The organism is Mesorhizobium sp. B2-3-15 (assembly GCF_006442875.1).
Lineage (GTDB): Bacteria > Pseudomonadota > Alphaproteobacteria > Rhizobiales > Rhizobiaceae > Mesorhizobium > Mesorhizobium australicum.
Genome location: NZ_VFVO01000001.1, coordinates 328,595 through 353,057 on the forward strand (window position 1 = coordinate 328,595; position 24,463 = coordinate 353,057).

Sequence of the window (24,463 nt, forward strand, 5' to 3'; positions counted from 1 at the left end):
GAGCAGGATGCCGTACGCGAGGCCCAGACGCATCAAGCCAAGTTCGCAACGCCGCCAATTGCCCGTTGAAGCCCGCGCCCGCTTCCGCTAAGAAGCCGTGACTTGCCGGTTCGGCCGGCTGGTTCGTTTTCCGGGCTCTTCGCCTTGAAAGCACCCGTAGCTCAGCTGGATAGAGCGCTGCCCTCCGAAGGCAGAGGTCACAGGTTCGAATCCTGTCGGGTGCGCCATGCTTCCAAGGGTCCGTTCCGGACACATAGGTTACGGTTTATACCGGAGACATGGGTAACACTTCTGACCCGAACGGGTTTTGGAGCCAGACTTGGCCACAACCACCACCAGACGTGTCCTGATTACCGGCGCCGGCGCGGCTGACGGCATCGGCTTTGCCATTGCGCGGCAGTTTGGCCGGGCCGGGCATGCGGTTTTCCTGACCGGCGCCAGCGCGCGGGTGCTGGAGCGCGCTGGCGAGCTTCGCGGCGATGGCGTCGATGCCACGGCCGCGGTCGCCGATCTTACCATCGCGACGGAGGTGGAGCGGCTGCGGGCCGAGGTCGGCGCTGTCGCTATCCTGGTCAACAATGCCGGCATGGGATCGCTGGCGTCGCCGTCCGTGGACAAGACGTTCCTGGCGATGAGCGAGGCCGAGTGGGACCGGGGCATCGAGACCAGCCTGAAGACCGCGTTTCTCGTCACCAGGGCGTTTCTGCCGGCGATGGTCGAAACGGGGTATGGGCGCATCGTCAACGTCGCGTCGGTGACCGGGCCGCTGGTATCCTACCAGGGCACCGCCGCCTATTCCGCGGCGAAGGCCGGCATGGTCGGCCTGACCCGGACATTGGCGCTGGAAGCGGCGCGCCACGGGGTCACCGCCAATGCCGTCGCGCCCGGCTGGATCGAAACCGGCGCGTCGAGCGAGGCGGAGCGGATGGCGGCCCTGCATGCGCCGCCGGGCCGCGCCGGCCGGCCCGACGAGGTCGCGGCGGCGGTCGTGTTCCTGGCTTCCGAGAGCGCCAGCTATGTCAACGGCGCCTTGCTGGTGGTCGATGGCGGCAACAGCCTTGAAGAACGCAAGGGATAGACGGCGCGGCCAGTCTCATGCCCTGGCGGATTTCACCTTGGCGCAACTCCTTCCACCGTAATGAGGTGTAACCTCTATCTCGTGAGAAATTTCCCCGCCGCCACTTGGCCGCTGGCACCGTCACTTGACTCAACCATCAGCCTGCACTAATCATAAGTCATGACTGTTGATAGCGCACAGCTTGCCGCCCTGGGCGATCCGACCCGAAGGCAGATTTTCGAGCTGATCGCGGAGCGTCCGCGCTCGGTGGCGGAGGTCACGCGGCAGGTCAGCGTGTCGCAGTCCGCGGTGTCGCAGCATCTCAAGGTGCTTCGCGACTCGCGGCTGGTGCGCGCGGAGCCGAAGGGCGCCAGCAACGTCTACCACATCGATCCGCACGGGCTTGGTCAGATGCGCGCCTGGCTCGACCGGTTCTGGAGCAAGACGCTCGCGGCCTACAAGCTGGCCGTCGAGACCCCACCAGAGGAGTGACCATGAACACCCAGATCCCCATCGCCTCCGTGAAACAATCCGTCGTCGTCGAGGCGCCGATCGAGCGCGCCTTCAAGGTCTTCACCGAGGATTTCGGCAGTTTCAAACCGCCCGAGCATAACCTGCTTGCAGCCCAGATCGCCGAGACGGTGTTCGAGCCTCGCGTCGGCGGCCACGTCTATGACCGCGGCGTCGACGGCAGCGAGTGCCGCTGGGCGCGCGTGCTGGCCTATGAGCCCCCCAACCGCGTGCTCCTGAGCTGGGACATCAGCCCGCACTGGCGCATCGAGACCGATCCGGCCAAGACCAGCGAGTGGGAAGTGCGGTTCACCGCCGAAACGGCTGGGCGTACCCGCGTCGAGATCGAGCACCGCAACCTGGAGCGCCATGGCCAGGGCTGGGAAGGTGTGCGCGACAGCGTCGCCGGCGATCAGGGCTGGCCGCTTTACCTGCAGCGCTATGCCGATCTGGTTGCTCGGCAGGCCTGATCGCGGTTCAAAGGCGCTTCGCCGCCTGGGTGGTCAGGGCGCCACGCCCCTGCACGCCCAGGCGACATTGGCGAACGACCTCGGGCCGTCCGGTCGCCCGGCCTGATAGGCATCGCGGACGGCAGCCTCGGTGCGCTCGCGCTCGGCTGCCTCCAGCGTGGTCACGTATTTGCCGAGCGAGCCCTCGCCGGCTGAAATCGGCGTCCAGTAATCGGCGAAGTCCTGGTAATCCATACGGATCATCAGCTCGGTTTCGGTCACGTCGGCCAGCCCCTGCTCGATGAAGGTCCGCTTCATTTCGCCGGGCTGCATCATCGGCTGGAAGCAATAGCGGCCGCGCAGCTGGCGCCCGCTCTCGCTGAGCGCGGCGACCGTGTCGATCATCATGCGCATGCCCGCCATGCCGCCGAGATGGTCCCACACCACGGCCGCGACCACGCCGCCCGGCCGCGTCACCCGGCGCATTTCGGCAACCGCCTTGCCGGCTTCCGGCACGAAGTGAAGCACCAGCAGCGCCAGCGCGCGGTCGAACGCATGGTCGGCGAACGGCAAGGCGGTGGCGTCGGCCTGCGATATCTCGATGCGCGGATCGGTGTTGCGTCGCTTTGCGGCCTCGACGAAAACAGGCGAAAAGTCGATGGCCGCGATCGCCGCGAGGTCGGCGGATTTCGCCAGTTCGAACGTCAGGCTGCCGGTGCCGCAGCCGACGTCGAGGATCTTTTCGCCAGGGGCGAACCCGGCGAAACCGATGAAGCTGGGCGCGAGCTTTCGGCTCCAGCGGCCCATGAGTTGCTCATAGCCGGACGCGTCATGAACGGTGAAACTCGACGTCATATGCGCCTCCCTTGGCTGCGGGCGCAGGCTAGACCTCTATCAGGATGAAGCCAAGGCAGGGGAGCGCACGGCGGACGCCTGCCTCCGAGTGCGGGAGGAAAAGTCCGGCTCTTTATGCGACACCCTTGAATGCCGCCACGCTCTCGCGCTCCACCAGCGGGCATTCCAGCTTGGTGATTGGATATCGCCCCCGCCCCACTATCGCAGGCGCTTCCAGCTGCTCGATCGCCCATTGGCCCATGGCCATGTGCGGAAGGATCGACGTCGTCAGCGGCGGGAACAAATGCCGGGCGATTTCCTCGTCGTCATAGCCAACGACCGAGATGTCGGCGGGAATGTGCAGGCCGGCTTCCTTCAGGGCTTCGTAGCAGCCGATCGCGGTGCGGTCGTTCTGGCAGAAGATGGCGGTCGGGCGGTCCTTCAGGGCCAAGAGCTTCACTGTCGCGGCGTAGCCGGCGCTGGCCGACCAGTCGCCCTCGACCACCAGTTCGGGGTCGAAGGGGATGTCGGCGGTGGCGAGCGCGCGGCGGTAGCCTTTCAGCCGGTCCTGTGCTGCCTGCATCCAGGGTTCGCCCGTGATGGTGGCGATGCGGCGGTGGCCGTGGCTGATCAGGTGTCGCGTCGAGCTCTGGCCGCCGGCGATTTCGGAGGGCACCACGGCGGGGAAGGCATAGTCCGCCGTGTAGCAGTTGAGCAGGATGACTGGGATGTCGAGGCCGTAGAGGAAATCGGGCGCCGTGATTTCGCGGGTGAAGATGGTCATGTAGATCAATGCCGAAATGCCGCGCCTAGTCAGCGCCGAGATGGCGCGCGGCTCCATCACGGCGTCGCCCATGGTCTGCGCCACCAGAAGCACGTTGCCGGCATTCCACGAGGCCTGGCGCGCGCCTTCGATGGCGACCACCGCTTCCGGGCTGGTGGCGAGCTGGTCGACGGCGAAGCCGATCACGCCGTCGAGTCCGTCGAAGGCGGGGCCATCAAAAGCCCCCTCGAAAGCCGCAACGGGCTTCAGCGCGGAGAAGGCGGGGGCGCTGTAGCCGAGCGCGCGCGCCGCCTCGATTACCCGCTCCCGCGTCTGCCGCGACAGGCGAATGCCAGGCGAATTGTTGAGCACGAAGGAAACCGTCGCCTGCGAGCAGCCGGCGGCGCGTGCGATGTCGGTCATGGTGACGCGGCCCTTGGGCTTTGCCGCCGCCTTGCGGCGCTTCCTGATGGCCTGGTCCGTCGTCTCGCTCATGCCGCCCCCAAATCCCCAGCCTGTCTAGCCGCAGCCCCCCGGTCCAACAAGATGAGGCGGCGCTTCCGATTCACATGCGCATCGACCGCACTAATAATTATTACCATCCTTGAGACCCATCCCCGACACACCGGCTCGAGCCCCCGCAAAAACCAGAGGTCGCAAAGGCCCTGGCGTGCGATCAGCCATCGCCGCGTCGGTAGATCGATTCGGCCATGACACCCGAGCGCCACCGGACCGGTCGTTTGCTAATAGTGTTTACTAATACAAGGATGCGCTATACCGTCAATCCATCGCCGCCGGCCCCGATTGGTCCGGCTGCGATGGAAGTGTCTGTGAATGGCCTCATGGGGGGCGGATATGACTTCCGCAAACCATGTCTCAGATATGTGATATGTCAGACAAATCGGACTATTTACGAACGAAGAATGAGTCTCTAAAGTCCGTGGCCGTGGCTGGTAACGACGCCATTCTTTCAATGCCGGGAACCCCTTGAGGAGGAGGGCGTCCACGCCGCAGACGGCAATTCAGGTGAGCAAGACAAATTTAGTGTGCAAGACAATCCAGTGAGCAAGTCCGGCCAGTCCTACGACTGACCAAAACGGGAGGTTGAACATGAAATCCTTGATACGCAATGCATCCGTGGCCGCCGCGGCCCTGGCTGTCGGCCTGACGGCGACGGCAATCGCGCGCGCCGACGACAAGCCGACGCTGGCCTTCGTCGTCAACGGCGCTTCCGACTTCTGGAAAGCGGCCGAAGCCGGCGTCAAGAAGGCGCAGGGCGAACTGCCCGACTATACGCTCGAACTCAAATATCCCGAACAATCCTCCGTCGCCATCCAGCAGCGGCTGATGGACGATCTGGTGACCGCCGGCGTCAAGGGCATCATGGTCTCGGCCGTCGATCCCAAGACCTCGACGGATGGCCTGAACAAGATCGCTTCGCAAACGGCGCTGTTCACCACCGATAGCGACGCCCCGCAGACCAAGCGTGTCGCCTATATCGGCTCGTCCAATGTCGACGCCGGCAAGCAGGCGGCCGAAATCGCCAAGAAGGCGATGCCGGACGGCGGCAAGTGCCTGGGCTTCGTCGGCCTGCTCGGCGCCGACAATGCCAAGGAGCGCATCCAGGGCATGAAGGACGGCCTCGCCGGCACCAAGATCGAACTCGTCGACGTACGCGGCGACGACATTGACCAGGCGCGTGCCAAGAAGAATGTCGAGGACGCGCTGGTCGCCAGCCCCGACGTCACCTGCATGGTCGGCTTCTACTCCTACAACACGCCACGCATCTATGAAGCGCTGCGCGATGCCGGCAAGCTTGGCTCGATCACCGTCGTCGGCTTCGACGACGATCCGATCACGCTGGGCGGCGTCAAGGAAGGCACCATTGCCGCCACCGTCGTGCAGCAGCCCTTCGAATGGGCCTATCAGGGCATGAAGCTGATGGCCGCCTATCTCAAGGGTGACAAGTCGGGCATCCCGGCCGGCAATTTGATCATCATCCCGACCAAGATCATCGGCAAGGATGACGTCGACGCTTACGCCGCCAATCTCAAGGCGATGGCTGGAAACTAAGACCAGAAGCAGTTCAGCCGGCTCAACTTCGCTTGAGCCGGCTGTTCGCATTGACGAACCCTGCCGGGGTCGTCAGTCTGCAGAATGGGCATTTCGGCCCACCGGCTGCTGTCAGGCATGATGAATTATTCCGACACATCCATCGCGGCGACCACCCCGTTTCTCAGCCTCGAGAACGTGCGCAAGACCTATCCGGGCGTCGTGGCGCTCGACGGGTTTTCCATGGAGGTCAGGCCGGGCGAGGTCATCGGCCTGGTCGGCGAGAATGGCGCCGGCAAATCGACGCTGATGAAGATCCTCGGCGGCGTTACCACGCCCGATAGCGGCGCCATCACGGTCGACGGCGCCGCCCACAAAGGCCTGAGCGTGGAGGGGAGCCTGGGTTCGGGCATCGCCTTCGTCCACCAGGAACTCAACCTCTTCGAAAACCTCGACGTCGCCGCCAACATCTTCTTCGGCCGCGAGCCGCTGCGCGCCGGACCGCTGAGACTGGTCGACCGCGCGAAACTGCGCGACATGGTGGCGCCGCTGCTGAAGCGCGTCGGCGCCAACTTCTCCGCCGACACGCAGGTCGCAGATCTGTCGCTGGCGCAGCAGCAGATGGTCGAGATCGCCAAGGCGCTGTCGATCAAGGCGCGCCTGGTGATCCTCGACGAGCCTACATCGAGCTTGCCGCTGGCCGAGACCGACAAGCTGCTCGACGTCATCAAGGCGCTGAAGGCCGACGGCATCAGCGTCATCTTCATCTCGCACCGCCTGCACGAGATCGAGCGCGTCGCCGACCGCGTCGTGGTGCTGCGCGACGGCATGCTGGCCGGGACGCTCGGCAAGCGCGACATCAATCACGACCAGATGGTCAAGCTGATGATCGGCCGCATGCTGAAGGAGCGCGAGAAAGCCTCCGAGGCGGCGCGTGCCCCCGGCGCCGTTGCGCTTGCGGCCAAGGCCGTCCGCACCCCCACCTATCCCAGCCGGCCGGTCGATCTCGACGTCAGGCGCGGCGAAATCCTCGGCCTTGCCGGCCTTGTCGGCTCCGGCCGAACCGAACTGGCGCGGGTGTTCTTCGGCATCGAAGCCAGCCTTGGCGGCACGCTGGAGCTCAACGGCAAGCCGTTAACGCTGGCCAGCGCGGCGGACGCAGTCGCGCAAGGCATCTTCCTTGTGCCGGAAGACCGCAAGCTGACCGGCATCCTGCTCGACCTATCGATCGCGCAGAATATTTCACTCCCCAATCTGCCGGCGCATGCCAGGCGCTCGCTGGTCTCCGCAAGCGCCGAGACCGCCACCGCCGAGAAGCAGAAGAAAAACCTCGGCATCAAGGCGCCCTCGGTGCAGACGCGCACCGGCACGCTGTCGGGCGGCAACCAGCAGAAGGTCGTGCTCGGCAAATGGCTGGCCATGAACCCGAAGGTGATGATCCTCGACGAGCCGACGCGCGGCATCGATATCGGCGCCAAGGCCGAGATCTACGGGCTGATGCGGGCGCTGGCCGACGCCGGCGTCGCCGTGCTGATGATCTCCTCCGACATGGAAGAGGTGATCGGCGTCTCCGATCGCATCGCCGTCATGCATGAGGGCCAGATCTCGGGCATTCTCGACAAGGATCAGTTCAGCCAGGAAAACGTGCTTTTGCTCGCGGTGGGCAAACCGGCGAACAGGCCGTAAGCGGAGACGACGATGACAAAGAAAGATCTCGGCCTGCTGATCCTGATCCTGGTGGTCGGGGCGATCGTCGCCATCATCAATCCGCGCTTCCTCTTGCCGATCAACCTCGCCAACACCTCGAACCTGATCGGCCTGTTCGGCATTCTCTCCATCGGCCAGGCCTTCGTCATCATCACCGGCGGCATCGAACTGTCCGTCGGCTCCGTTGTCGCGTTGCTGGGCACGCTGTTCATCGACTTCATCGCCGTGCGCGGCATGGGATGGCCTGTTGCCTTCGTGCTCATCCTGGTGCTCGGCGCCATCATCGGCCTGGCGCATGGCTGGCTGATCACGCGGCTCAAGCTGCAGCCCTTCGTCGTCACCTTGTGCGGGCTTTTGATCTATCGCGGCGTCGCGCGCTTCTACACCGCCGACGGCACCGCCGGTTTCGCCTTCGGGCAGAATTTTCCCGATCTCGAATTCCTGACCGCCGGCCGCTCCTGGGGCGTGCCGAACTCCTTCTTCGCGCTGATCGTCATCGCCATCGTCATGTGGGTGGTGCTGCACCGCTCGGTGTTCGGGCGCTATCTCTACGCCATCGGCAAGAACGAGGAAGCGGCGAAATATTCCGGCATTCGCACCGGCCGCGTCGTCATGGCGGCTTACGTCATCTGCGGCGTGCTTACCGCGCTGTCGGCGATCTATTTCGCCATGTACACGCGCTCGATCTCGCCGGCCAGCCACGGCCAGTTCTACGAGCTCTACGCCATTGCGGCCGCGGTGCTTGGCGGCTTCTCTCTGCGCGGCGGCGAGGGCTCGCTGATCGGCGTCATCCTCGGCACGGTGCTGCTGCAGGAACTGCAGAACCTCGTCAACCTGCTCGGCATTCCTTCCTCCCTCAACTTCGCGGTGATGGGTGGCGTCATCCTCATCGGCGTGCTGGTCGACCAGCAATGGGGTGTGTTCCGGGCGCGCCGGCGGATGGTCGATGCCGCCCGCAAGGGCGCGGTCGGCGCCGCTGCGGAATAGGTCAGTCCCGGCAGAAATAGCTTACCGGTGCTGGGCGCTGACGGGGTGGCGTGCCTTTCGCGGCCACCCTCTGGTGATCCGCCATGCGGCTTTGGCTGAAATTACCTGCCGCTCTGGCGTGCGGCGCGGCGAACGCTTTGCAATAGGATGGCAAGGCAGCCGACCAGCAACAGCCCACCGCCAAGCAGCGGCGGCAGCGCGAGCAACTTCACCGCCGCGGTCACGGCGGCCACCAGGACCAGCGCCAGCAGCGCCAGATTGCCGTCATCGACGAACATGCCGAAGACCTCCCTGGCAACGAGACGAAGGACGTTCATCGGGCGACCCCTCCAGCTGCCGTTGGACTGATGCCGCGCAGCCAGCGCACCATGGCGAAGGCCGCCAGCGCGACGATGGCGAAGATGGCGAGCAGGGCAAGATCGGCGCCAGGCCAATCGGCGCCGATGCCTTCGCCGGTCCAGAAGATGCCAAAGCTGGTCAGCATCAGCCCGACCACGAATTTGAGCGCATTCTCGGGCACGCGCGCCAGCGGCCGGTGGACGGCCAGGCCGACAAGCATCACCACGACGAAAGCCGCCAGCGCACCCATGCTGGCGTAAAATGTCTGCCCATGCGCTGCGCCGACGGCAATGACGATGAACACCACCTCGACACCCTCGAGCAGCACCGCCTTGAACGAGGCCAGCCCGGCGAGGTAGTCGGCGCGCCGGTCGGCGGCCTGCCGGTGCAGGGCCGCGGTTTCCTTGGCGAAGGCCGCTTCCTCGTCATGCAGGGCAATGACGCCGACGCTGCGCAGGATGGCTTTTCGCAGCCAGCGCATGCCGAACAGGATGAGCAGCACCCCGACGACGAACTGCAGGGTGGTGATCGGGACCAGCGCCAGCAGCGGGCCGAAGGCCAGCACCAGGGCCGCCAGCACCGCCAGCGCCAGCGCGGCGCCGGTCAATGCCGGGCGCCAGCTGCGTGTCACCCCCACCGCGAGCACGATGGTGAAAGCTTCGACGACCTCGACCAGGGAGGCGAGAAATGCCGCCGTGACTGTCGAGAGAATGGGTGTCAGTGTCTGCATGAAGCTTCCTGTCTGGCTCGCCCCTGATTCCTGGGGCGAATTCCGGAGCGTAATCCAGAATCACCCTATGCGGCCAGCAGCCCGGAGCATTTCCAGCGACAGCGCAAGCAGGCGGGTGAAACAAGTCCGGATCAGATCAGGCCTGACATGTCGGAAAACGCCATGGCCTTGCGCAGCACTTCGGCGAAACGCTCGCCGGCCACTTCGCGCGGACCGCTGTTGTCGATCGACGTGACACCAGGGCCGGACAAGCTCATATTGGCGCTGCGCGCCAGCCGCGCCAGCACCTCGCCGCGCGACTCGCGACCGCGCATGGCCAGCCGCTCGGCCAGCACCTCGGGCGAAGCGGTGATCTCGACGATCGCCAGATTGGCATAGCGCTCGCGCAAGGTGGGGATGATCGCGCGCGACACGTTGGCGACGGCGACATGTCCATTGGAAACAGACCAGTCGACATCGGCAGGCAGGCCATAGCGCAGGCCATGCGCTTCCCAGGAGACGGCGAAAGCGCCGTCGGCATCGGCCTCGGCGAAGGCGGCGTCGGCCAGCGTATCGTGGTCCTCGCTCGCCGCATCGCTCGGCCTGGTGATGACGCGGCGCACGAACTCCAGCTGCGTCTCGTCGGCAAAGAGCGCCTTGGCATAGCCGATCACCGTGTCCTTGCCGGCGCCGCTGGGGCCCACGACAGCGACAAAGACGCCGTGACGGATCGGAAAGGTTTCGGCGGACAGTTCGCGCTCGATCGAGGCCGACACCATCATGCCACCCGGCGTCCCTGCCGCCAGACGGTGCGTACGACCGGAACATGATCGTCGACGCGCACGCGCACCAGATCGGCGCGACGGCCCTGCTCGATGACGCCACGGTCGTCGAGGCCGACGGCCTGCGCCGGGTTCTTCGAAACCATGGCGACGGCCTGCGGCAGCGAAATGCCTTCCACCATGTCGCCGAGGAAGAAGGCCGACTGGATCAGGCTGAAGGGAATGTAGTCGGACGAAAGGATGTCGAGCAGGCCATCGCTGGCCAAGGTGCGAGCCGAGACATTGCCCGAATGCGAGGCGCCGCGCATGACATTGGGCGCGCCCATCAGCACGCCGAGCCCGGCGGCCTTCGAGGCCCGCGCCGCTTCCTCGGTGGTCGGGAACTCGGCGACCCGCACGCCCTGCTCGATGGCCTCGTCGACATGAGCCGACGTCGCATCGTCGTGGCTGGCGAGCACGATGCCGCGCTCCTGGCAGGCGGCGGCGATGAAGACGCGGTTCGGCCCAGAGTTGCGTGCCGATTCGGCCATCCGCTTCTCGCAGAATTTCTGGAAATCGCGATCCGAGAGTTTCAGCTTGCGCTGGTAGTAGTAGGCATAGGTTTCAAGGTTGACGAACTGGCGCTGGCCTGGCGCATGGTCCATCAGCGACGCCAGCTTGACCCGTTCGTCACCGTCGAAATTGGCGAATGCGTCGAGGCAATCCGGTGCTGAAACCTCGCAGCGAAGATGCAGGAAGTGATCGGCCCGCAGACGATCCCGCGCGACGCTGTCCTCGATCGCATCGGCCAGCTTGCGAATGTCGTCCAATGTCAGGTCGGCGTCCTCGTCCATGCCGACGCGCAAGGCATCGAGCACGGTCGTGATGCCGGCGGTCGCCACCTGCGCGTCATGGGCGAGCACCGCGGCGATCGGATTCCAGCGCACTTTCGGCCGCGGCGCATAATGGCCCTCGAGATGGTCGGTGTGGAGTTCGACCAGCCCTGGAATGATAAAGTCGCCGCCCATGTCCTCGCCGGTCCGGGCAGCACCGGCATCGATGCCGGCGATCAAGCCATCGCGCAGCACCAGTGAGCCTTCGACGATCTCGTCGGCAAGAACGATGCGGGCGTTGGAAAGAACAGTTTCGGCGGTCATTGCGGGTAGTCCTTGGTTCTTGCAGTCGGGTTTCGTTCAGGCGGTTTTCCGGGCCGGGCGGCGTCCGAGCGCGTGCTGGGAAAGCACCATGAATGGCGCGCCGGGTTCGGGTTCGACGAACAATGTCAGCGCGTCCACGAGCACGGGCTGGCGCAACACATCGGCGAACAGGCTGTCGATCGCCGCGCGCAGGCGAGGGCTTTCCTGTGGGCCGGCCCGGCCGGACAGGGTCATGTGGAAGCGGAAGGTCTCGAAGACATAGGGATAGCCCCATTGGCAGAGATTGCGAAACTCGGCCGGCTTCAGCGAATCCGGGCTGCGCCGCTCGATCTCGGCCTCTGACAGCGGTGCGCGAAACCGGTCGAAATCGCGTACCACATTGTCGGCGAAGCGGTTGAGCGGCGGCAGCGGCCCTTCCGGCACCAGCGCGAAGAAGCTGTCGATCTGGCTGACGATAAGGCGCGGGATCGTGACGACAGGCGTAACCTCGGCAAAATGATCCAGCGCCGCGCGCAGCGAGGTCTCGGTCTCCGTGGCAGCCAGGTGGAAGGGCGCCTTCAGCGTCGCGTGAAAGCCGTAGCGGCGTGCCGAGGCGGTGTGGAAGGCCACTTCCGCCGCCGACAGATCGGCAACGGCCTCAACCGGCCTGGTCGCGGCACCGAACGGATCGCGGCCCAGCCAGTCGGCGGCGATGCGCGCCAGCGGCTCGTCCTGCCGGGGGGTGAAATAAATGGCATAACGCATGGGAAGTCCTCGTCAGAACCGTTGCCATAGGTGATTTCCATGACGGATTGACGAAGCTTTGACGGGTTTTAGAAGGCAAATCGACCCCTAGGGTCCTTAGCCGACGATTTTTCCCAGCTGGACCAATAAGTTCGGCCGGAAACGCGAGACGGTCAGGCCTTCATCAACCATTCGTGCTCGGGCGCATTGTGGAATTTCCAGGTCCGCTTCGGTCCGGCCATCACATTGAGATAATAGAGGTCATAGCCGTGGCAGGCGGCACAGGGGTGATAGCCCTTGGGCACCAGCACCACATCGCCGTCCTCGATCGCCATGGCTTCGTCCAGCGCACGATGTCCGCTTTTGTCGGCATCGGTGTAGACGCGCTGGAAGGCAAAGCCCTGCGGCGGGTTGAGGCGATGGTAGTAGGTTTCCTCCAGATAGGATTCGGCAGGCAGATTGTCCTGGTCATGCTTGTGCGGCGGGTAGCTCGACGTGTGACCGCCGGGCGTGATGACCTCGACGACCAGCAACGAGTCGGCCGGCTGGCCTTCCGGCAGGATGTTGGTGACGTAGCGCGTATTGGTGCCCTTGCCGCGCACCTCCTGGCCGAGATCGTCCGGTCCGATCACCCGGACCGGCAGGCCACCGCCAAGACCAGGCGCCGAGCAGACGCCAAGTTCCAGCTCGGTATCGGCCGTTACCGACCAGTCCGATCCCTGCGGCACGTAGACCGACCACGGCTTGCCATCGAAGGGCGACATGCGGTCGCCGAGCAGGCCGAGATCCTTGCCGCCGGCTTTCGCGGTACCCTTGCCGGTCACGAACACCAGGCAGACTTCGCGGTCGTCCGTCTTTCCCGAGGCGCTTTCGCCCGGCTTCAGCCGATGCAGGTCGAAACCGACATAGGTCCAGCCGGCGCTTTTCGGCGTCACATGGGCGACGCGGCCATGGCCCTTGTCGGCCTTGACGAGCAGTTTCGACATTTTGTCTCTCCTATCCTAGCCTTCCAACTTCGTCATCCTGGGGCGGAGCAGGAGCGAAGCTCCGTCGCGAAGACCCCAGGATCCATGCCGATACCTACGTCGAAGGGCGCAGCGGAGCGGAATTCCTGCACCGTCACAACGCTTCAAAGTCATGGCATGGATCCTAGGGTCTGCGCCGCGTCGCTACGCTCCTTGCTCCGCCCTAGGATGACGAAGCGAGGGGCGTTTCGGCCAATCGCCGACGTGTGCGATCCGTTACGCTCGCAGTATCCAATCCACAAAACTGCTCGCGCCATGGACCGCCTATTCCTTCGGATCGGCCGGAGGCTTCGTCTCGTCGGCCGGCTTATAAAGATAAAAAAATTGCCAGGCGCCGTAGCCGGCAAAGCCGAGCGCGATGACGCCCCAGAACGGCGTGCCGGTGGCGAACTCGATGACCGACCAGATGAGGCAGACCGCGACGACGGCGACACGCCGCCACAATGGCCGGAAGAAGGGGTGCTCGGAATCTTTCATCTGGCCAGCCTACAGCAAGCCCGGCCTGGCGAGAACCCGATCAGGCATTCGGAAACCCTTGCGTCTCCACCGTGTAACCGGCTGATGTCATCACCCGCATCAGCTCCTTGTGGCCAACCTGCGCCATCTTCAGCGGCGGGTTCTTCTTCGGGTCCTGCTCGGCCTCGACCACGAACCAGCCTTCATAGCCATGGTCGGCGAAGCGCTGCACGATGGCGCCGAAATCGAGCGAACCGTCGCCCGGGACGGTGAAGGCGCCGAGCGACACGGCGTCGAGGAAGGACTGCTTCGTACGGTCGAGCTTCTCGATCACGCCCATGCGCACGTCCTTCACATGGACGTGGCTGATGCGCTTGTGGTGGTTGTCGATGGCGCGCAGCACGTCGCCGCCGGCAAAGGCGAGGTGTCCGGCATCGAGCAGCAGTGGGATGCCTTCGCCGGAATGGCGCATGAAGGCATCGAGCTCCGGCTCGGTCTCGACCACAGCCGCCATGTGATGGTGATAGGACAGCGGCATGCCTTGCTCGGCGCACCATTCGCCGAATTCGGTCAGGCGCCGCGCGTAGGCCTTCATCTCGTCGCCAGTGAGCTTCGGCTTGGTGGCGAGCGGCTTGGAACGGTCGCCCTGGATCGAGCGGCCGACCTCGCCATAGACGATGCAGGGCGCGTCGACTGCCTTGAACAGGTCGATCATCGGCTGGATGCGGTCCTTGTTGGCAGCCATCTCCTCATCGACCAGCGTGCCGGAAAACCAGCCGCCGCACAGCGTCACGTCGGCGGCCTTCAGGATCGGCAGCATGATGGCGGGGTCGTTGGGAAAGCGCCGGCCCATCTCCATGCCGGTGAAGCCGGCAGAGCGCGACTGGCGCAGACATTCCTCCAGCGACACGTCATCGCTCAGTTCGGCAAGATCGTCGTTCCACCACGCGATGGGGGACATGCCCAATTTGGCTTTCAAGTCGTCACTCCGGATTAGACAGTTCAATTTTTGGCGCTAGCGCCGCCCCTCATCCGCCTGCCGGCACCTTCTCCCCGTATCGTGACGGGGAGAAGGGAGCTGGCGTCAATCGCCGACGCTCTGCATCCGCCGCTTCTCGTCATAGGCCTTGCGCGCGGCGTTCACCTGAGGCCGCGCCGAAACCTCGGGCACCGCCACGTCCCACCAATGGCCACCGGCATCGGTCGAAACCAGCGGATCGGTGTCGATGACCAGCACGGTGGTGCGGTCGTTCTTCTTGGCTTTTTGCAGCGCGTTTTCCAGCTCGGCAACCGACGGCACTTTCTCTGATATCGCACCCATGCTCGCCGCATGCGCGGCAAAGTCGATGTCAGGCAGGATTTCATAGCGCGAGTCCTGCAAGAGATTGTTGAAGTTGGCGCCGCCGGTCGCCATCTGCAGCCGGTTGATGCAGCCAAAACCCCTATTGTCGAGCAGCACCACGGTCAGCTTCAGGCCGAGCATCACCGAGGTGGCGATCTCGGAGTTGAGCATCAAGTAGGAGCCGTCGCCGATCATGACGACGACCTCCTCGTCGGGCTTGGCCATCTTGGTGCCGAGCCCGCCGGCGATCTCGTAACCCATGGTCGAGAAGCCATATTCGGCGTGGTAGGAGCCCGGCGCACCGGCCTGCCAGAGCTTGTGCAGTTCGCCGGGAAGTCCGCCTGCCGCATGCAGCAGCGTCACGCCTGAGCCCATGGCGCGCTGCACGGCGCCGATCACCTGCGCATCCGAGGGGAAAGCAGCGTTGGTCGAGGCCGTCACCTTGGCCGCATCGGCCTGCCAGGCCTTCTTGCCGGCGGCCGCATTGTCGGTCCAGGCGGCGGGCGCCTTCCAGCCTTGCAGCGCGGTTCCCAACTCGGCCAGCCCTTCCCAGGCATCCGCGACCAGCGGCAGCGCCCGGTGCTTGCCGGCATCGAAGGGCTGCACGTTGAGCCCGATGATGGTCTTGCCGGAATTCTTGAACAGCGCCCACGAGCCGGTGGTGAAATCCTGCAGCCGCGTGCCGATGGCCAGCACGACGTCGGCCTCTTCCGCCAGCCGGTTGGCGGCCGAAGTGCCGGTAACACCGACCGCCGCCATGTTGAGCTGGTGATCGTCCGGCAGCGAGGACTTGCCGCCTTGCGTTTCGCAGACCGGAATGCCGGTGGCTTGGGCGAACTTGGCCAATTCGTCGGAAGCCTGGGAGTAGAGCACGCCGCCGCCGGCGATGATCAGCGGCTTCCTGGCTCCCTTGAGCGCCGCCACGGCCGCCGCCATTTCGTCACGGTCCGGACGCGGCCGGCGCTGGCGCCACAGCCGCTCGGCAAAGAAGCTCTCGGGATAGTCATAGGCCTCGGCCTGCACGTCCTGGCAAAGCGACAAAGTCACCGGTCCACATTCGGCCGGATCGGTCAGCACCTGCATGGCCCGGCTCAGCGCCGGGATGATCTGCTCCGGCCGGGTGATGCGGTCGAAATAGCGCGACACGGGGCGGAAGCAGTCGTTGACCGTCGCCGTGCCGTCGGAAAAATCCTCGGCCTGCTGCAGCACGGGATCGGGAATGCGGTTGGCAAAGACGTCGCCTGGCAAAAACAGGACGGGCAACCTGTTTACGTGGGCAAGGGCCGCCGCGGTCACCATGTTCAGCGCGCCGGGACCGATCGAAGAGGTCGCGGCCATGAAGCGGCGGCGGAAATTGGCCTTGCCATAGGCGATCGCCGCATGCGCCATCGCCTGCTCGTTGTGGGCGCGGAAGGTCGGCAACTCGTCGCGCACCTGGTAGAGCGCCTCGCCGATGCCGGCGACATTGCCGTGGCCGAAGATCGCCCAGACGCCGCCGAAGATCGGCGTTTTTTTCCCGTCGACCTCGGCCATCTGGCGGGACAGGAAGCGGGTCAGCGCCTGCGCCATCGTCAGGCGGATTGTCTGGCTCATGGTGTTTTCCTCCGCAGTCCCTACGCCGTTGCGTATTGTTATGCCGCCTTGCGGCCGCGCGCGGCAAGCCACGCTTCGGTCAACTGTTCGAAGCGCGACGCCATGTCGGCGACAGCCTCGTCGTCCGACATCCTGCCGGCCAGCCATTGTTCGGCTGCGTGGACGAAGATGGTGCGCCCGACGGCAAAGCCCTTGACGATGGGCGCGTTGGCCGTGGCGGCAAAAGCGGCCTCCAACTCGTCCTGCGGCGCCTCCAGGCCAAGCAGCACAATGCCCCGGCACCAGGGATCGTGCTTCAGGATCACCGCCTCGATCTTGGCCCAGGCGCCGCTCGACGCCTGCGGTTCGAGCTTCCACCAGTCCGGCTTGATGCCGAGCGCATAGAGTTCCTCCAGCGCGCGCGGGATCGTCGTGTCGTCGAGCTTGCCGTGCTTGCCGGCGATGATCTCGATGAGAAGTTCGCGGCCAACTTTGCGTGCGGCCTCGAACAGCGCGCGCAGCTTCTGCTGCTGTTCTTCCTTCAGTTCCGCTGGATCGTCGGGATGATAGAAGCACAGGCACTTGATGCAATGGTCGACAGGCCATTCGGTAAGCTGCGAGCCGATGTCCTGCGAGAATTCGAAGCGCAACGGCCGCGAGCCCGGCAGTTCCACCGGGCGTCCGAGCCAGGCGAAGGGGTGGCGAGCGAATTCGAACATCGCCTCGCGGCCATGTTTCTCGTCGATCAGCATGCCATAGCCGTCGCGGCCGGCCGCGACCTTGGCCGCTGCCTTGACCGCCAGCACCTTGAAATTACGGATGCGTGCCGGATCGGCGCCGGTCTTGGTCGCCACATCCTCGAGCTGCACCCGGTGATCGCAGGCGAGCGCCATCAGCGAGGGGATGTCGCGCCGGCGTGTCGTCGCCCAATGGATGTGATTGATCGCCTCGTCCTTGCGCAGCGCGCGATGCTTGCTGCCGTTCTCGAGAAAGAACCGCAGCTCCTCGAAGGTCGGATATTCCGGCGCGCAGAGCAGCCGCGACACGGCGAAGGCGCCGCAGGCATTGGCCCAGGTCGCCGCCGTGGCAAGACTTTCACCGCCGAGCCAGCCGCGCAGCAGACCGGACATGAAGGCGTCACCGGCGCCCAGCACATTGTAGATCTCGATCGGGAAACCCTTGCCGACGACGCCGTCCTCGAGATCGTCGCTGATCGGTCCGTCATAGACGATGCAGCCCATGGCGCCGCGCTTCAGGACGATGGTGGCCGAGGACAGGGAGCGGATCGTCTTCAGCGCGCTCAGGCAGTCGTCGGCGCCGGACGCGATCATGATCTCTTCCTCGGTGCCGACGATGAGGTCGCAATCGGGCAGCACCGTCTTCAACTGGGCCGAGACGCGGTCGGATTTGACATAGCGCTCAAAGCCTTCGGCGTGGCCGGCAAGGCCCCACAAATTCGGGCGATAGTCGATATCGAACACGACCTTGCCACCCCTGGCCTTCATGATGCGGATCGCCTTGCGCTGGGCGGCATCGCTGTTGGGGCGGGAAAAATGCGTGCCGGTGACGACGATCGAACGGGCCGAGGCAATAAACGCCTCATCGATGTCCTCTTCGGCCAGCGCCATGTCGGCACAGTCGGATCGGTAGAAAATCATCGGCGAAACGCCTTCGCTCTCGACCGAAAGCAGAACCAGAGCGGTCAACCGCTCCTTGTCGGTCTTCAGACCGTCGGTGTTGACGCCTTCGCGTTTCAGCTGCTCGCGGATGAAGCGGCCCATCTGCTCGTCGCCGACGCGCGTCAGCAGAGCCGAGCGCAGCCCGAGCCTTGCCGTACCGACCGAAATATTGGCCGGGCAGCCGCCGACAGACTTGGCGAAGGAGGTGATGTCCTCCAGCCGCGAGCCGATCTGCTGGCCATAGAGGTCGACGGACGCGCGGCCGATGGTGATGACATCGAGCGGCGCCTGTCTTGCGTCCACGGCTTCGCTCATTGGAACCTCCCGTCGGTCTTGTCGTCATGGACAACATTGTTTTGGGTAACACGCGCGAGCGGCTGCGTGGCGCCGGCAATATGAAATAATAATTCCAATCCATAGTCAATATGGAATGAGCATTCCCTAGGCTAAAATTGCCTTGATGGGACGCCTGATCAAGCCTTGCGCTTACGGCTCGCGTCGCGCCGCTTCTCGCCGACGCCGACGGTCAGCGCCATGGCCAGCGCCATTGTCGCCGACAGCGAACGGAAGCCGGCGAAATCCGCCTCGGCAACCTCGAACCAGACCCTGGCGAATTGGGCGAGCGGCGAGAACGAGCTGTCGGTGATGGCGACGATCGGCACGCCCTGCTCGGAAATGGCGCGCGCCTCCTCGATCGTGGCCGGCGCGTAGGGCGAGAAGCTGATGGCGATGACGGCGTCGGCCGGTGTGGCGAAGCCGACCATCTCGGCATTCAGGCCGGCGGCCGATTCGATCAACTGGTTGCGGATCTTCAGCTTGCCTAGCGCATAGGCGATGTAGGAGGCCACCGGATAGGAGCGCCGCTTGGCCAAGACATAGATGGTCTGCGCCTTCGCCAGCAGCGAAATTGCCTCTTCCAGATGCGCATCATCCAGCGTGCGGGAAATGTCGTTGAGCGAGGTGCTGGCGGCGGCGATGAAGCCGTCGAAGATTGCCCGATGGCCGGCGCCGCCCTCGGCCTTGGCGCGCAGCGCCTGCAGCCGCTCGTCATAGGAAGAGTTGCGCTCGCGCAGACGTTCCCGGAACACCTGCTGCAGGCTGGTAAAACCGTCGAAGCCGAGTTGCTGGGCAAAACGGATCAGGGTCGAGGGCTGCACGCCGGCCGAAGCGGCGATGCTGGCGGCAGTGCCAAAGGCGATGTCGTCGGGATTGTCGAGCGCGTAGGCGGCGATCTGGGCGATGCGCTTGGGCAGGCTCTCGCGCCGGTCCAGAATCGTGGCACGCAGCGTCTCGAAGTCGCGAGGTACCTGTTCGTCCATCGTCCCTCTGCCCAAGCCTGTCTGGACACCCTCTCTGCCCCATCATAGCGAGCCTGCGCAAGAACGCCATAAGAAATGAGGCAGACATTCCATTCCTGGAAAAAATGGACTAATTCATCCACTCAGCTTTTATGGCAGCGGAGGAACGAAAAATGGTTGGCGTCGGTCTTATCGGCACGGGTTTCATGGGCAAATGCCACGCCATCGCGTGGAGCGCCGTCGGGGCCGTCTTCCCCGATGCGGCCAAGCCACGGCTCGTCCATCTCGGCGAGGTCAATGAGGAGCTCGCCAGGCGCAAGGCAGGCGAGTTCGGCTTCGCCAAGGCCACCGGCGACTGGCGCGCCGTCGTCAACGACCCGGAGGTCGATATCGTGTCGCTGACAACCCCCAATCAGTTCCATCCGGAAATGGCCATCGCTGTCCTCGAAGCCGGCAAGCATCTGTGGTGCGAAAAACCGATGGCACCGAGCTTTGCCGAAGCCGAGGCGATGGCGGCCGCGGCGAAGAAATCAGGCAAGGTTGCCGCGCTTGGCTACAACTACATCCAGAGCCCGGCCATCCGCCACATCGGCGCGCTGCTCGACGAGAAGATCATCGGCGAGGTCAACCATCTGCGCATCGAGATGGACGAGGATTTCATGGCCGATCCCGAGGCTCTGTTCTTCTGGAAACACGAGGCGACTTCCGGCTATGGCGCGCTCGACGATTTCGCCGTGCATCCGCTGTCGCTGGTCTCCGCGCTGTTCGGCCGCGTCGGCAGCGTCATCTGCGACATGGCCAAGCCCTATGCCGACCGCAAGCTGGCTTCAGGCGGCCGACGCGCGGTGGAGACCCACGACATCGCCAGCGTACTCATGCATCTGGAGAACGGCATTGCTGGCACGCTGCAGGTCAACCGCTCGGCCTGGGGCCGCAAGGGCCGCATCGCCATCCAGATCTTCGGCTCCAAGGGGTCGATCCTGTTCGACCAGGAGCGGATGAACGAATTCCAGCTCTACCTGACGTCCGACCGACCCACCGAACAGGGCTATCGCACCATTCTGGTGGCGCCGCAGCACAGGCCCTATGACCTCTTCGTGCCGGCGCCCGGCCACAGCCTCGGCTTCAACGACCTCAAGATCATCGAATGCCATGAATTGCTGACACGGCTTGCCGGCAAGCCGGCCCGGCTCATCGAGTTCGCCGAAGGACTGGAGATCGAGCGCACCGTGCACGCCATGGCGCGCTCCTTCGAGGAGAAGCGCTGGGTGGACGTAAGGTAGGGTTCGCTATGCTGGTCGCTTTAGCCGGCGGCCGCTGCATTGACTTCCCATCCGTCGACCCAGACCTGCCGCAAGCGATCGCCTTCGCCCTTGAAGCCTAGCCCGGTCGGCTGGCAATCCTCGATGCGGTCGCTGCGGAAGTTGCGGATCGCCTGGCGCAGCTCGCACCAGGCGACGATGTTGGCGGTTTCGGCGTAATAGATCAGAGCGATCGGGCGGATGAGGCGCTCGGAAGCGCGACCAAGCTCGTCGCGATAGGAGAGCTCTAGCTTCTCCTCGTCGCGTATGGCGCGGCGCACCAGCGCCAGATCGATCGCGCCTGCGGAGGGCGCGGCGAAGCCCCAGGCGTGCAACGCATTGGCGTCGAGCGTCTGGCGCAAGGGCGACGGCACCGCGCCGGCGATCTTGGCGCCGACGCGCTTGGCCGCCTGCTTGAGCTCGTCGTCGCCCGTGCGCTCGAGCAGCGCCAGCGACAGGACGATCGCCTCCATTTCCTCGATCGAAAACATCAGTGGCGGCAAGTCGAAGCCGGGGCGCAGGATGTAGCCGATGCCACGGCCACCCTCGATCGGCACGCGCATCGCCTGCAGCGCCGCGATGTCGCGATAGATCGAGCGGATCGTCACTTCCAGTTGCCCGGCGATCATTGCCGCCGTCACCGGCTGCCGCGCCAGCCGCAGGATCTGGATGATCTCGAACAGGCGTGACGCCTTGCGCATTTTTCTAACCCGGTACCGATCACAACTGACACACCATCGTCAGTTGGGCCTGCCTATAGGACTGCCTATCGGTTTGAAAATCAACAGGTTCCGCCGAGGCTGGGCCGAGCGGGAAAAAGGCAACTGACATGGGCTATGCTGAAAATCTCTGGCTGTTCTTTATCCTCCTGTTCGGCATCATCGCCGTTCCAGGCATGGACATGCTGTTCGTGCTTGCCAATGCGTTGACCGGCGGCCGCGACAGGGGTCTTGCCGCGACCGGCGGCATCATGGTCGGCGGCATGGTGCACACGCTGAACGGCGCTATCGGCGTCGGCCTGCTGGTGCATTTCTTGCCGATCCTGTTCAAGCCGCTGCTGCTTGCGGGCGCCGCCTACATGGCCTTCATCGGCATCACGCTGATGCGCAGCTCCATCACCGTCGGCAACGAGGGCCCCGCCGGCAGCCGCTCGGCATAGAAGGCGTTTCGCCAGGGCTTGGTGACCTGCCTGATCAACCCGAAGGCCTACCTCTTCGTGCTCGCCGTCTATCCGCAGTTCCTGAAACCGGACTACGGCCCGATCTGGATGCAGGCGACGATCATGGGCCTGCTGACCGTGCTGACGCAGGCCGCGGTCTATGGCGGGCTCGCAATATCGGCCGGCCGCAGCCGCAAGCTTCTGATCGCCAATCCACGGGTGACCATCCTTGCCGGCCGGGCGGCCGGGCTGCTGCTCTTCGCGGTCTCCGTGTTCACCGCATGGGAGGGGCTGAGGGCGGCATAGTCTCGCTGAACCCAACCGCCGCCCTTCTGGCGCCGGCCGAATCAGGCGGCGCCCTGCTGCAGCGTGGCGAGAAGCTCGTCCAACTGCCCGAACGTCTCGGCCATCGCATCCGCCGCCCCGGTGCCGGCGGCGTCGAGGGCTTCCTTCGAGGGGTAGAGCTCGTGCATGACCAGCAGCGTCTTGCCGCCTTTCTCCTCGAAGGTCACCGTGGTCACGGGTCCACCGTCACCACCTTCGTCATTGGTCCAGACGAGGCGCGAGGGCGGTGTCACTTCGAGATACCTGCCGAAGAACTCGGCGGGGTGCGAGTCATCATGCCCGAACACCAAACGGTACCCGCCTCCGACACGAACATCCATCTCACAGGAACGCAGGAACATGCCCATCGATTTCGGCGTCCACCACTGCTTGAACAGCTCGGGCTTTGTCCAGGCCTCGAACACGATGCGGGCCGGCGCGTCGAAGCTTCGCGTGACGACCAGCTCGCGGTCGGACTTCCGTTCCACCGTCGTGCGGTTCTGCATGGGGGTGGGCTCATTCGCTCTTGTTTCGTCCATCGGCTTCCTCCTTCCGTTTCATTTCCTCGACAACCTTGTCCAGCTCGTCGAAGCGTGCGGCCCAGAGCTGGCGGTATCTCTCGATCCATGCCGTCTCCTCCTCCAGGCGGCGCAGGCCGAGCTTGCAGGTCCGCACGCGCCCGACCTTCCGCGTCGTGACGAGGCCTGCCTGCTCCAGAACGCCGACATGCTTCTTCATGCCCGTGAGGGTCATGTGGAATTTCTGGGCCAAGTCCGTAATCGAAGCATCCGCACGGCCGAGCTGCTCCAGAACCCCACGTCGGGTGGCGTCCGAAAGCGCGGCGAACGAGGCATCCAGGCGGGCAGGAGAATACTGAACCATTTGGTTCAGTATGTAGCACGCGGATCGGTGACATGCAAGGAGGTGAGCGCTGCGGGGCCTAGGAGCGGCGTGGTCCTGGACTGAAACTGGAAGCGCCGCCCTTATGCTCCCCCAGATCAGGCGGCGCCCTGCCGGCTGTCCAGTATGGCGCGGCGCGCCGAGCGGCGCCATTCGACAGCGCCCGCGAGACCGTGCAGCACCGTCTCCGTGGTCGCCCAGTCGATGCAGCCATCGGTGATGCTCTGGCCGTAGACCAGTGGCTTGCCGGGCACGACATCCTGCCGGCCGGCGACGAGATTGCTCTCGATCATGACGCCGATGATGCGCTCGTCGCCAGCCGCCACTTGGCTCGCGACATCGGCCGCGACCTTGGGCTGGTTCTCCGGCTTCTTGGCTGAGTTGGCATGGCTGACGTCGATCATCAGACGGGGGGCGATACCGATGCGGACGAGTTCGACCGATGCGGCTTCGACGCTTGCCGCATCGTAGTTGGGCTGAACGCCACCACGCAGGATGACATGGCAATCCTCATTGCCGGTGGTCGCCGCGATGGCGCTGCGTCCGCCCTTGGTCACCGCCATGAAATGATGCGGCTGGGCGGCCGACTTCACCGCCTCGCCGGCGATCCTGAGATTGCCGTCGGTGCCGTTCTTGAAGCCGACCGGGCAGGAGAGACCCGAGGCCAGCTCGCGATGGATCTGGCTCTCGGTCGTGCGCGCGCCAATGGCGCCCCAGGCGACGAGGTCGGCGATGTATTGCGGCGTCGTCATATCGAGGAATTCGGTCGCCGCCGGCAGGCCGAGATTGTTGACGGCGGAAAGCACGTTGCGTGCCATCCGCAACCCCTTGTCGATGTTGAAGCTGCCGTCGAGGTCGGGATCGTTGATCAGGCCTTTCCAGCCGACCGTGGTGCGCGGCTTCTCGAAATAGACGCGCATGACGATCTCGAGCCGGTCGGACAGAGCCTCGCGCAGCGCCGCCAGACGGCTGGCATAATCAACGGCCGCGACCGGATCGTGGATGGAACAAGGGCCCACGATGACAACAAGCCGATCGTCGGCCCCGGTGAGGATGGAGTGAATGGCGTTGCGCGAGGCGGCAACGGTGCGTGTCGCCGTGAGTGAGCGCGGTATCTCGCGCATCACCTCGTCCGGCGTGCTCAGCAGTCTCAGTTCCTTGACCCGGAGGTCGTCTGTGGTGGTCAACACGGCTTTCTGCTCCTGTTTGGGAACCTGCCGGCTGAAACAAAAAAGCCGCCAGGTCTGGCGGCTGTTCGGATCTTGTTGCTGCAATCTTCAGATCGAGCGCAATCCTCCCGCCGCCAGCGAGCTCCTAAAGTACCAATACGTGGCGGTCAGGTTGATCATGCGTGGGCTA

General features: G+C 64.7%; 24 protein-coding genes, 1 tRNA gene and 1 pseudogene. 9 read left to right on the top strand and 17 right to left on the bottom strand.

What is annotated here, in order from left to right:
- Positions 1–150: 150 nt before the first annotated feature.
- From FJ954_RS01615 to FJ954_RS01630, 4 genes are all read left to right on the top strand, one after another.
- Positions 151–227, top strand: a tRNA-Arg gene (locus tag FJ954_RS01615).
- 92 nt (positions 228–319) lie between these two features.
- Complete coding sequence (locus FJ954_RS01620) at positions 320–1,078, top strand: SDR family NAD(P)-dependent oxidoreductase (protein WP_140660205.1); 759 nt, start codon at positions 320–322, stop codon at positions 1,076–1,078.
- A gap of 159 nt (positions 1,079–1,237) precedes the next feature.
- Complete coding sequence (locus FJ954_RS01625; RefSeq protein WP_015314540.1) at positions 1,238–1,549, top strand: metalloregulator ArsR/SmtB family transcription factor; 312 nt, start codon at positions 1,238–1,240, stop codon at positions 1,547–1,549.
- A 2-nt stretch (positions 1,550–1,551) separates the two neighbouring features.
- Positions 1,552–2,037, top strand: a complete 486-nt coding sequence (locus tag FJ954_RS01630; protein WP_140660206.1) for an SRPBCC family protein — start codon at positions 1,552–1,554, stop codon at positions 2,035–2,037.
- A gap of 33 nt (positions 2,038–2,070) precedes the next feature.
- Here FJ954_RS01630 and FJ954_RS01635 read toward each other — a convergent pair whose 3' ends face one another.
- Both FJ954_RS01635 and FJ954_RS01640 read right to left on the bottom strand, forming a co-directional pair.
- Positions 2,071–2,871: a class I SAM-dependent methyltransferase gene (locus FJ954_RS01635; protein ID WP_015314542.1), complete on the bottom strand. Its 801-nt coding sequence runs from the start codon at positions 2,869–2,871 to the stop codon at positions 2,071–2,073.
- A gap of 112 nt (positions 2,872–2,983) precedes the next feature.
- Entirely contained in the window at positions 2,984–4,108 is a 1,125-nt protein-coding gene (locus tag FJ954_RS01640) for a LacI family DNA-binding transcriptional regulator (protein ID WP_181172844.1), read from the bottom strand.
- Positions 4,109–4,723: 615 nt separating this feature from the next.
- On the opposite strand from FJ954_RS01640, the gene FJ954_RS01650 reads away from it, so the two are divergent.
- From FJ954_RS01650 to FJ954_RS01660, 3 genes are all read left to right on the top strand, one after another.
- The gene (locus FJ954_RS01650; protein ID WP_015314544.1) at positions 4,724–5,686 is read left to right on the top strand and encodes a sugar-binding protein; all 963 of its coding nucleotides are present in this window, start codon (positions 4,724–4,726) and stop codon (positions 5,684–5,686) included.
- Between the two features lie 120 nt (positions 5,687–5,806).
- The gene (locus tag FJ954_RS01655; RefSeq protein WP_015314545.1) at positions 5,807–7,351 is read left to right on the top strand and encodes a sugar ABC transporter ATP-binding protein; all 1,545 of its coding nucleotides are present in this window, start codon (positions 5,807–5,809) and stop codon (positions 7,349–7,351) included.
- A 12-nt stretch (positions 7,352–7,363) separates the two neighbouring features.
- Positions 7,364–8,359, top strand: a complete 996-nt coding sequence (locus FJ954_RS01660) for an ABC transporter permease (protein ID WP_015314546.1) — start codon at positions 7,364–7,366, stop codon at positions 8,357–8,359.
- Between the two features lie 101 nt (positions 8,360–8,460).
- Here the strand turns inward: FJ954_RS01660 and FJ954_RS01665 are convergent, their stop codons facing one another.
- The 11 genes from FJ954_RS01665 to FJ954_RS01715 form a co-directional block, all read right to left on the bottom strand.
- Positions 8,461–8,676, bottom strand: coding sequence for a hypothetical protein (locus FJ954_RS01665; RefSeq protein ID WP_015314547.1), 216 nt, complete (start codon positions 8,674–8,676; stop codon positions 8,461–8,463).
- Positions 8,673–9,428 carry a COG4280 domain-containing protein gene (locus FJ954_RS01670; RefSeq protein WP_140660207.1) on the bottom strand — a complete coding sequence of 252 codons (756 nt, stop codon included), beginning with the start codon at positions 9,426–9,428 and terminating at the stop codon, positions 8,673–8,675. The genes FJ954_RS01665 and FJ954_RS01670 overlap by 4 nt, the downstream gene beginning before the upstream one ends.
- A 131-nt stretch (positions 9,429–9,559) precedes the next feature.
- A complete protein-coding gene (gene phnN / locus FJ954_RS01675; protein WP_015314549.1) occupies positions 9,560–10,189 on the bottom strand; it encodes a phosphonate metabolism protein/1,5-bisphosphokinase (PRPP-forming) PhnN in 630 nt (209 codons plus the stop codon).
- The gene (locus FJ954_RS01680) at positions 10,186–11,325 is read right to left on the bottom strand and encodes an alpha-D-ribose 1-methylphosphonate 5-triphosphate diphosphatase (RefSeq protein ID WP_140660208.1); all 1,140 of its coding nucleotides are present in this window, start codon (positions 11,323–11,325) and stop codon (positions 10,186–10,188) included. Before FJ954_RS01680 ends, phnN begins: the two co-directional genes overlap by 4 nt.
- Before the next feature lie 36 nt (positions 11,326–11,361).
- The gene (locus FJ954_RS01685; RefSeq protein WP_015314551.1) at positions 11,362–12,069 is read right to left on the bottom strand and encodes a DUF1045 domain-containing protein; all 708 of its coding nucleotides are present in this window, start codon (positions 12,067–12,069) and stop codon (positions 11,362–11,364) included.
- Positions 12,070–12,221: 152 nt separating this feature from the next.
- The gene (gene iolB, locus FJ954_RS01690; protein WP_140660209.1) at positions 12,222–13,034 is read right to left on the bottom strand and encodes a 5-deoxy-glucuronate isomerase; all 813 of its coding nucleotides are present in this window, start codon (positions 13,032–13,034) and stop codon (positions 12,222–12,224) included.
- Between the two features lie 303 nt (positions 13,035–13,337).
- On the bottom strand, positions 13,338–13,550 hold the full coding sequence (locus FJ954_RS01695) for a DUF3329 domain-containing protein (protein WP_015314553.1): 213 nt from the start codon (positions 13,548–13,550) through the stop codon (positions 13,338–13,340).
- A gap of 40 nt (positions 13,551–13,590) precedes the next feature.
- Positions 13,591–14,508: a myo-inosose-2 dehydratase gene (gene iolE / locus FJ954_RS01700; protein WP_140615359.1), complete on the bottom strand. Its 918-nt coding sequence runs from the start codon at positions 14,506–14,508 to the stop codon at positions 13,591–13,593.
- Positions 14,509–14,613: 105 nt separating this feature from the next.
- Entirely contained in the window at positions 14,614–16,464 is a 1,851-nt protein-coding gene (gene iolD, locus FJ954_RS01705; RefSeq protein ID WP_140660210.1) for a 3D-(3,5/4)-trihydroxycyclohexane-1,2-dione acylhydrolase (decyclizing), read from the bottom strand.
- A 38-nt stretch (positions 16,465–16,502) separates the two neighbouring features.
- Entirely contained in the window at positions 16,503–18,437 is a 1,935-nt protein-coding gene (iolC, locus tag FJ954_RS01710; protein WP_140660211.1) for a 5-dehydro-2-deoxygluconokinase, read from the bottom strand.
- Between the two features lie 158 nt (positions 18,438–18,595).
- On the bottom strand, positions 18,596–19,441 hold the full coding sequence (locus FJ954_RS01715; protein WP_140660212.1) for a MurR/RpiR family transcriptional regulator: 846 nt from the start codon (positions 19,439–19,441) through the stop codon (positions 18,596–18,598).
- 152 nt (positions 19,442–19,593) lie between these two features.
- On the opposite strand from FJ954_RS01715, the gene FJ954_RS01720 reads away from it, so the two are divergent.
- Positions 19,594–20,703, top strand: a complete 1,110-nt coding sequence (locus FJ954_RS01720) for a Gfo/Idh/MocA family oxidoreductase (RefSeq protein ID WP_140660213.1) — start codon at positions 19,594–19,596, stop codon at positions 20,701–20,703.
- Between the two features lie 20 nt (positions 20,704–20,723).
- Here the strand turns inward: FJ954_RS01720 and FJ954_RS01725 are convergent, their stop codons facing one another.
- The gene (locus FJ954_RS01725; protein WP_140660214.1) at positions 20,724–21,422 is read right to left on the bottom strand and encodes a YafY family protein; all 699 of its coding nucleotides are present in this window, start codon (positions 21,420–21,422) and stop codon (positions 20,724–20,726) included.
- 128 nt (positions 21,423–21,550) lie between these two features.
- Between FJ954_RS01725 and FJ954_RS01730 the strand changes: the two are divergent.
- Positions 21,551–22,186 (top strand): annotated as a pseudogene (locus tag FJ954_RS01730) (LysE family translocator).
- A 41-nt stretch (positions 22,187–22,227) separates the two neighbouring features.
- Here FJ954_RS01730 and FJ954_RS01735 read toward each other — a convergent pair.
- From FJ954_RS01735 to FJ954_RS01745, 3 genes are all read right to left on the bottom strand, one after another.
- On the bottom strand, positions 22,228–22,743 hold the full coding sequence (locus tag FJ954_RS01735; RefSeq protein ID WP_210242349.1) for an SRPBCC family protein: 516 nt from the start codon (positions 22,741–22,743) through the stop codon (positions 22,228–22,230).
- Entirely contained in the window at positions 22,721–23,086 is a 366-nt protein-coding gene (locus FJ954_RS01740) for a metalloregulator ArsR/SmtB family transcription factor (RefSeq protein ID WP_140615371.1), read from the bottom strand. Before FJ954_RS01740 ends, FJ954_RS01735 begins: the two co-directional genes overlap by 23 nt.
- A gap of 116 nt (positions 23,087–23,202) precedes the next feature.
- Positions 23,203–24,294, bottom strand: coding sequence for a 3-deoxy-7-phosphoheptulonate synthase (locus FJ954_RS01745; protein WP_140615373.1), 1,092 nt, complete (start codon positions 24,292–24,294; stop codon positions 23,203–23,205).
- Between the last annotated feature and the right edge of the window lie 169 nt (positions 24,295–24,463).

Bases quoted from the DNA above. Each gene is read 5' to 3' on its own strand.
- FJ954_RS01670 (WP_140660207.1), bottom strand. From the start codon at position 9,428: ATGCAGACACTGACACCCATTCTCTCGACAGTCACGGCGGCATTTCTC.
- iolB (WP_140660209.1), bottom strand. From the start codon at position 13,034: ATGTCGAAACTGCTCGTCAAGGCCGACAAGGGCCATGGCCGCGTCGCC.
- FJ954_RS01715 (WP_140660212.1), bottom strand. From the start codon at position 19,441: ATGGACGAACAGGTACCTCGCGACTTCGAGACGCTGCGTGCCACGATT.
- FJ954_RS01640 (WP_181172844.1), bottom strand. From the start codon at position 4,108: ATGAGCGAGACGACGGACCAGGCCATCAGGAAGCGCCGCAAGGCGGCG.
- FJ954_RS01720 (WP_140660213.1), top strand. From the start codon at position 19,594: ATGGTTGGCGTCGGTCTTATCGGCACGGGTTTCATGGGCAAATGCCAC.
- phnN (WP_015314549.1), bottom strand. From the start codon at position 10,189: ATGATGGTGTCGGCCTCGATCGAGCGCGAACTGTCCGCCGAAACCTTT.
- FJ954_RS01740 (WP_140615371.1), bottom strand. From the start codon at position 23,086: ATGGTTCAGTATTCTCCTGCCCGCCTGGATGCCTCGTTCGCCGCGCTT.
- FJ954_RS01650 (WP_015314544.1), top strand. From the start codon at position 4,724: ATGAAATCCTTGATACGCAATGCATCCGTGGCCGCCGCGGCCCTGGCT.
- FJ954_RS01680 (WP_140660208.1), bottom strand. From the start codon at position 11,325: ATGACCGCCGAAACTGTTCTTTCCAACGCCCGCATCGTTCTTGCCGAC.
- FJ954_RS01725 (WP_140660214.1), bottom strand. From the start codon at position 21,422: ATGCGCAAGGCGTCACGCCTGTTCGAGATCATCCAGATCCTGCGGCTG.
- FJ954_RS01695 (WP_015314553.1), bottom strand. From the start codon at position 13,550: ATGAAAGATTCCGAGCACCCCTTCTTCCGGCCATTGTGGCGGCGTGTC.
- FJ954_RS01625 (WP_015314540.1), top strand. From the start codon at position 1,238: ATGACTGTTGATAGCGCACAGCTTGCCGCCCTGGGCGATCCGACCCGA.
- iolC (WP_140660211.1), bottom strand. From the start codon at position 18,437: ATGAGCGAAGCCGTGGACGCAAGACAGGCGCCGCTCGATGTCATCACC.
- iolD (WP_140660210.1), bottom strand. From the start codon at position 16,464: ATGAGCCAGACAATCCGCCTGACGATGGCGCAGGCGCTGACCCGCTTC.
- FJ954_RS01665 (WP_015314547.1), bottom strand. From the start codon at position 8,676: ATGAACGTCCTTCGTCTCGTTGCCAGGGAGGTCTTCGGCATGTTCGTC.
- FJ954_RS01635 (WP_015314542.1), bottom strand. From the start codon at position 2,871: ATGACGTCGAGTTTCACCGTTCATGACGCGTCCGGCTATGAGCAACTC.
- FJ954_RS01735 (WP_210242349.1), bottom strand. From the start codon at position 22,743: ATGGACGAAACAAGAGCGAATGAGCCCACCCCCATGCAGAACCGCACG.
- FJ954_RS01655 (WP_015314545.1), top strand. From the start codon at position 5,807: ATGAATTATTCCGACACATCCATCGCGGCGACCACCCCGTTTCTCAGC.
- FJ954_RS01685 (WP_015314551.1), bottom strand. From the start codon at position 12,069: ATGCGTTATGCCATTTATTTCACCCCCCGGCAGGACGAGCCGCTGGCG.
- FJ954_RS01630 (WP_140660206.1), top strand. From the start codon at position 1,552: ATGAACACCCAGATCCCCATCGCCTCCGTGAAACAATCCGTCGTCGTC.
- FJ954_RS01660 (WP_015314546.1), top strand. From the start codon at position 7,364: ATGACAAAGAAAGATCTCGGCCTGCTGATCCTGATCCTGGTGGTCGGG.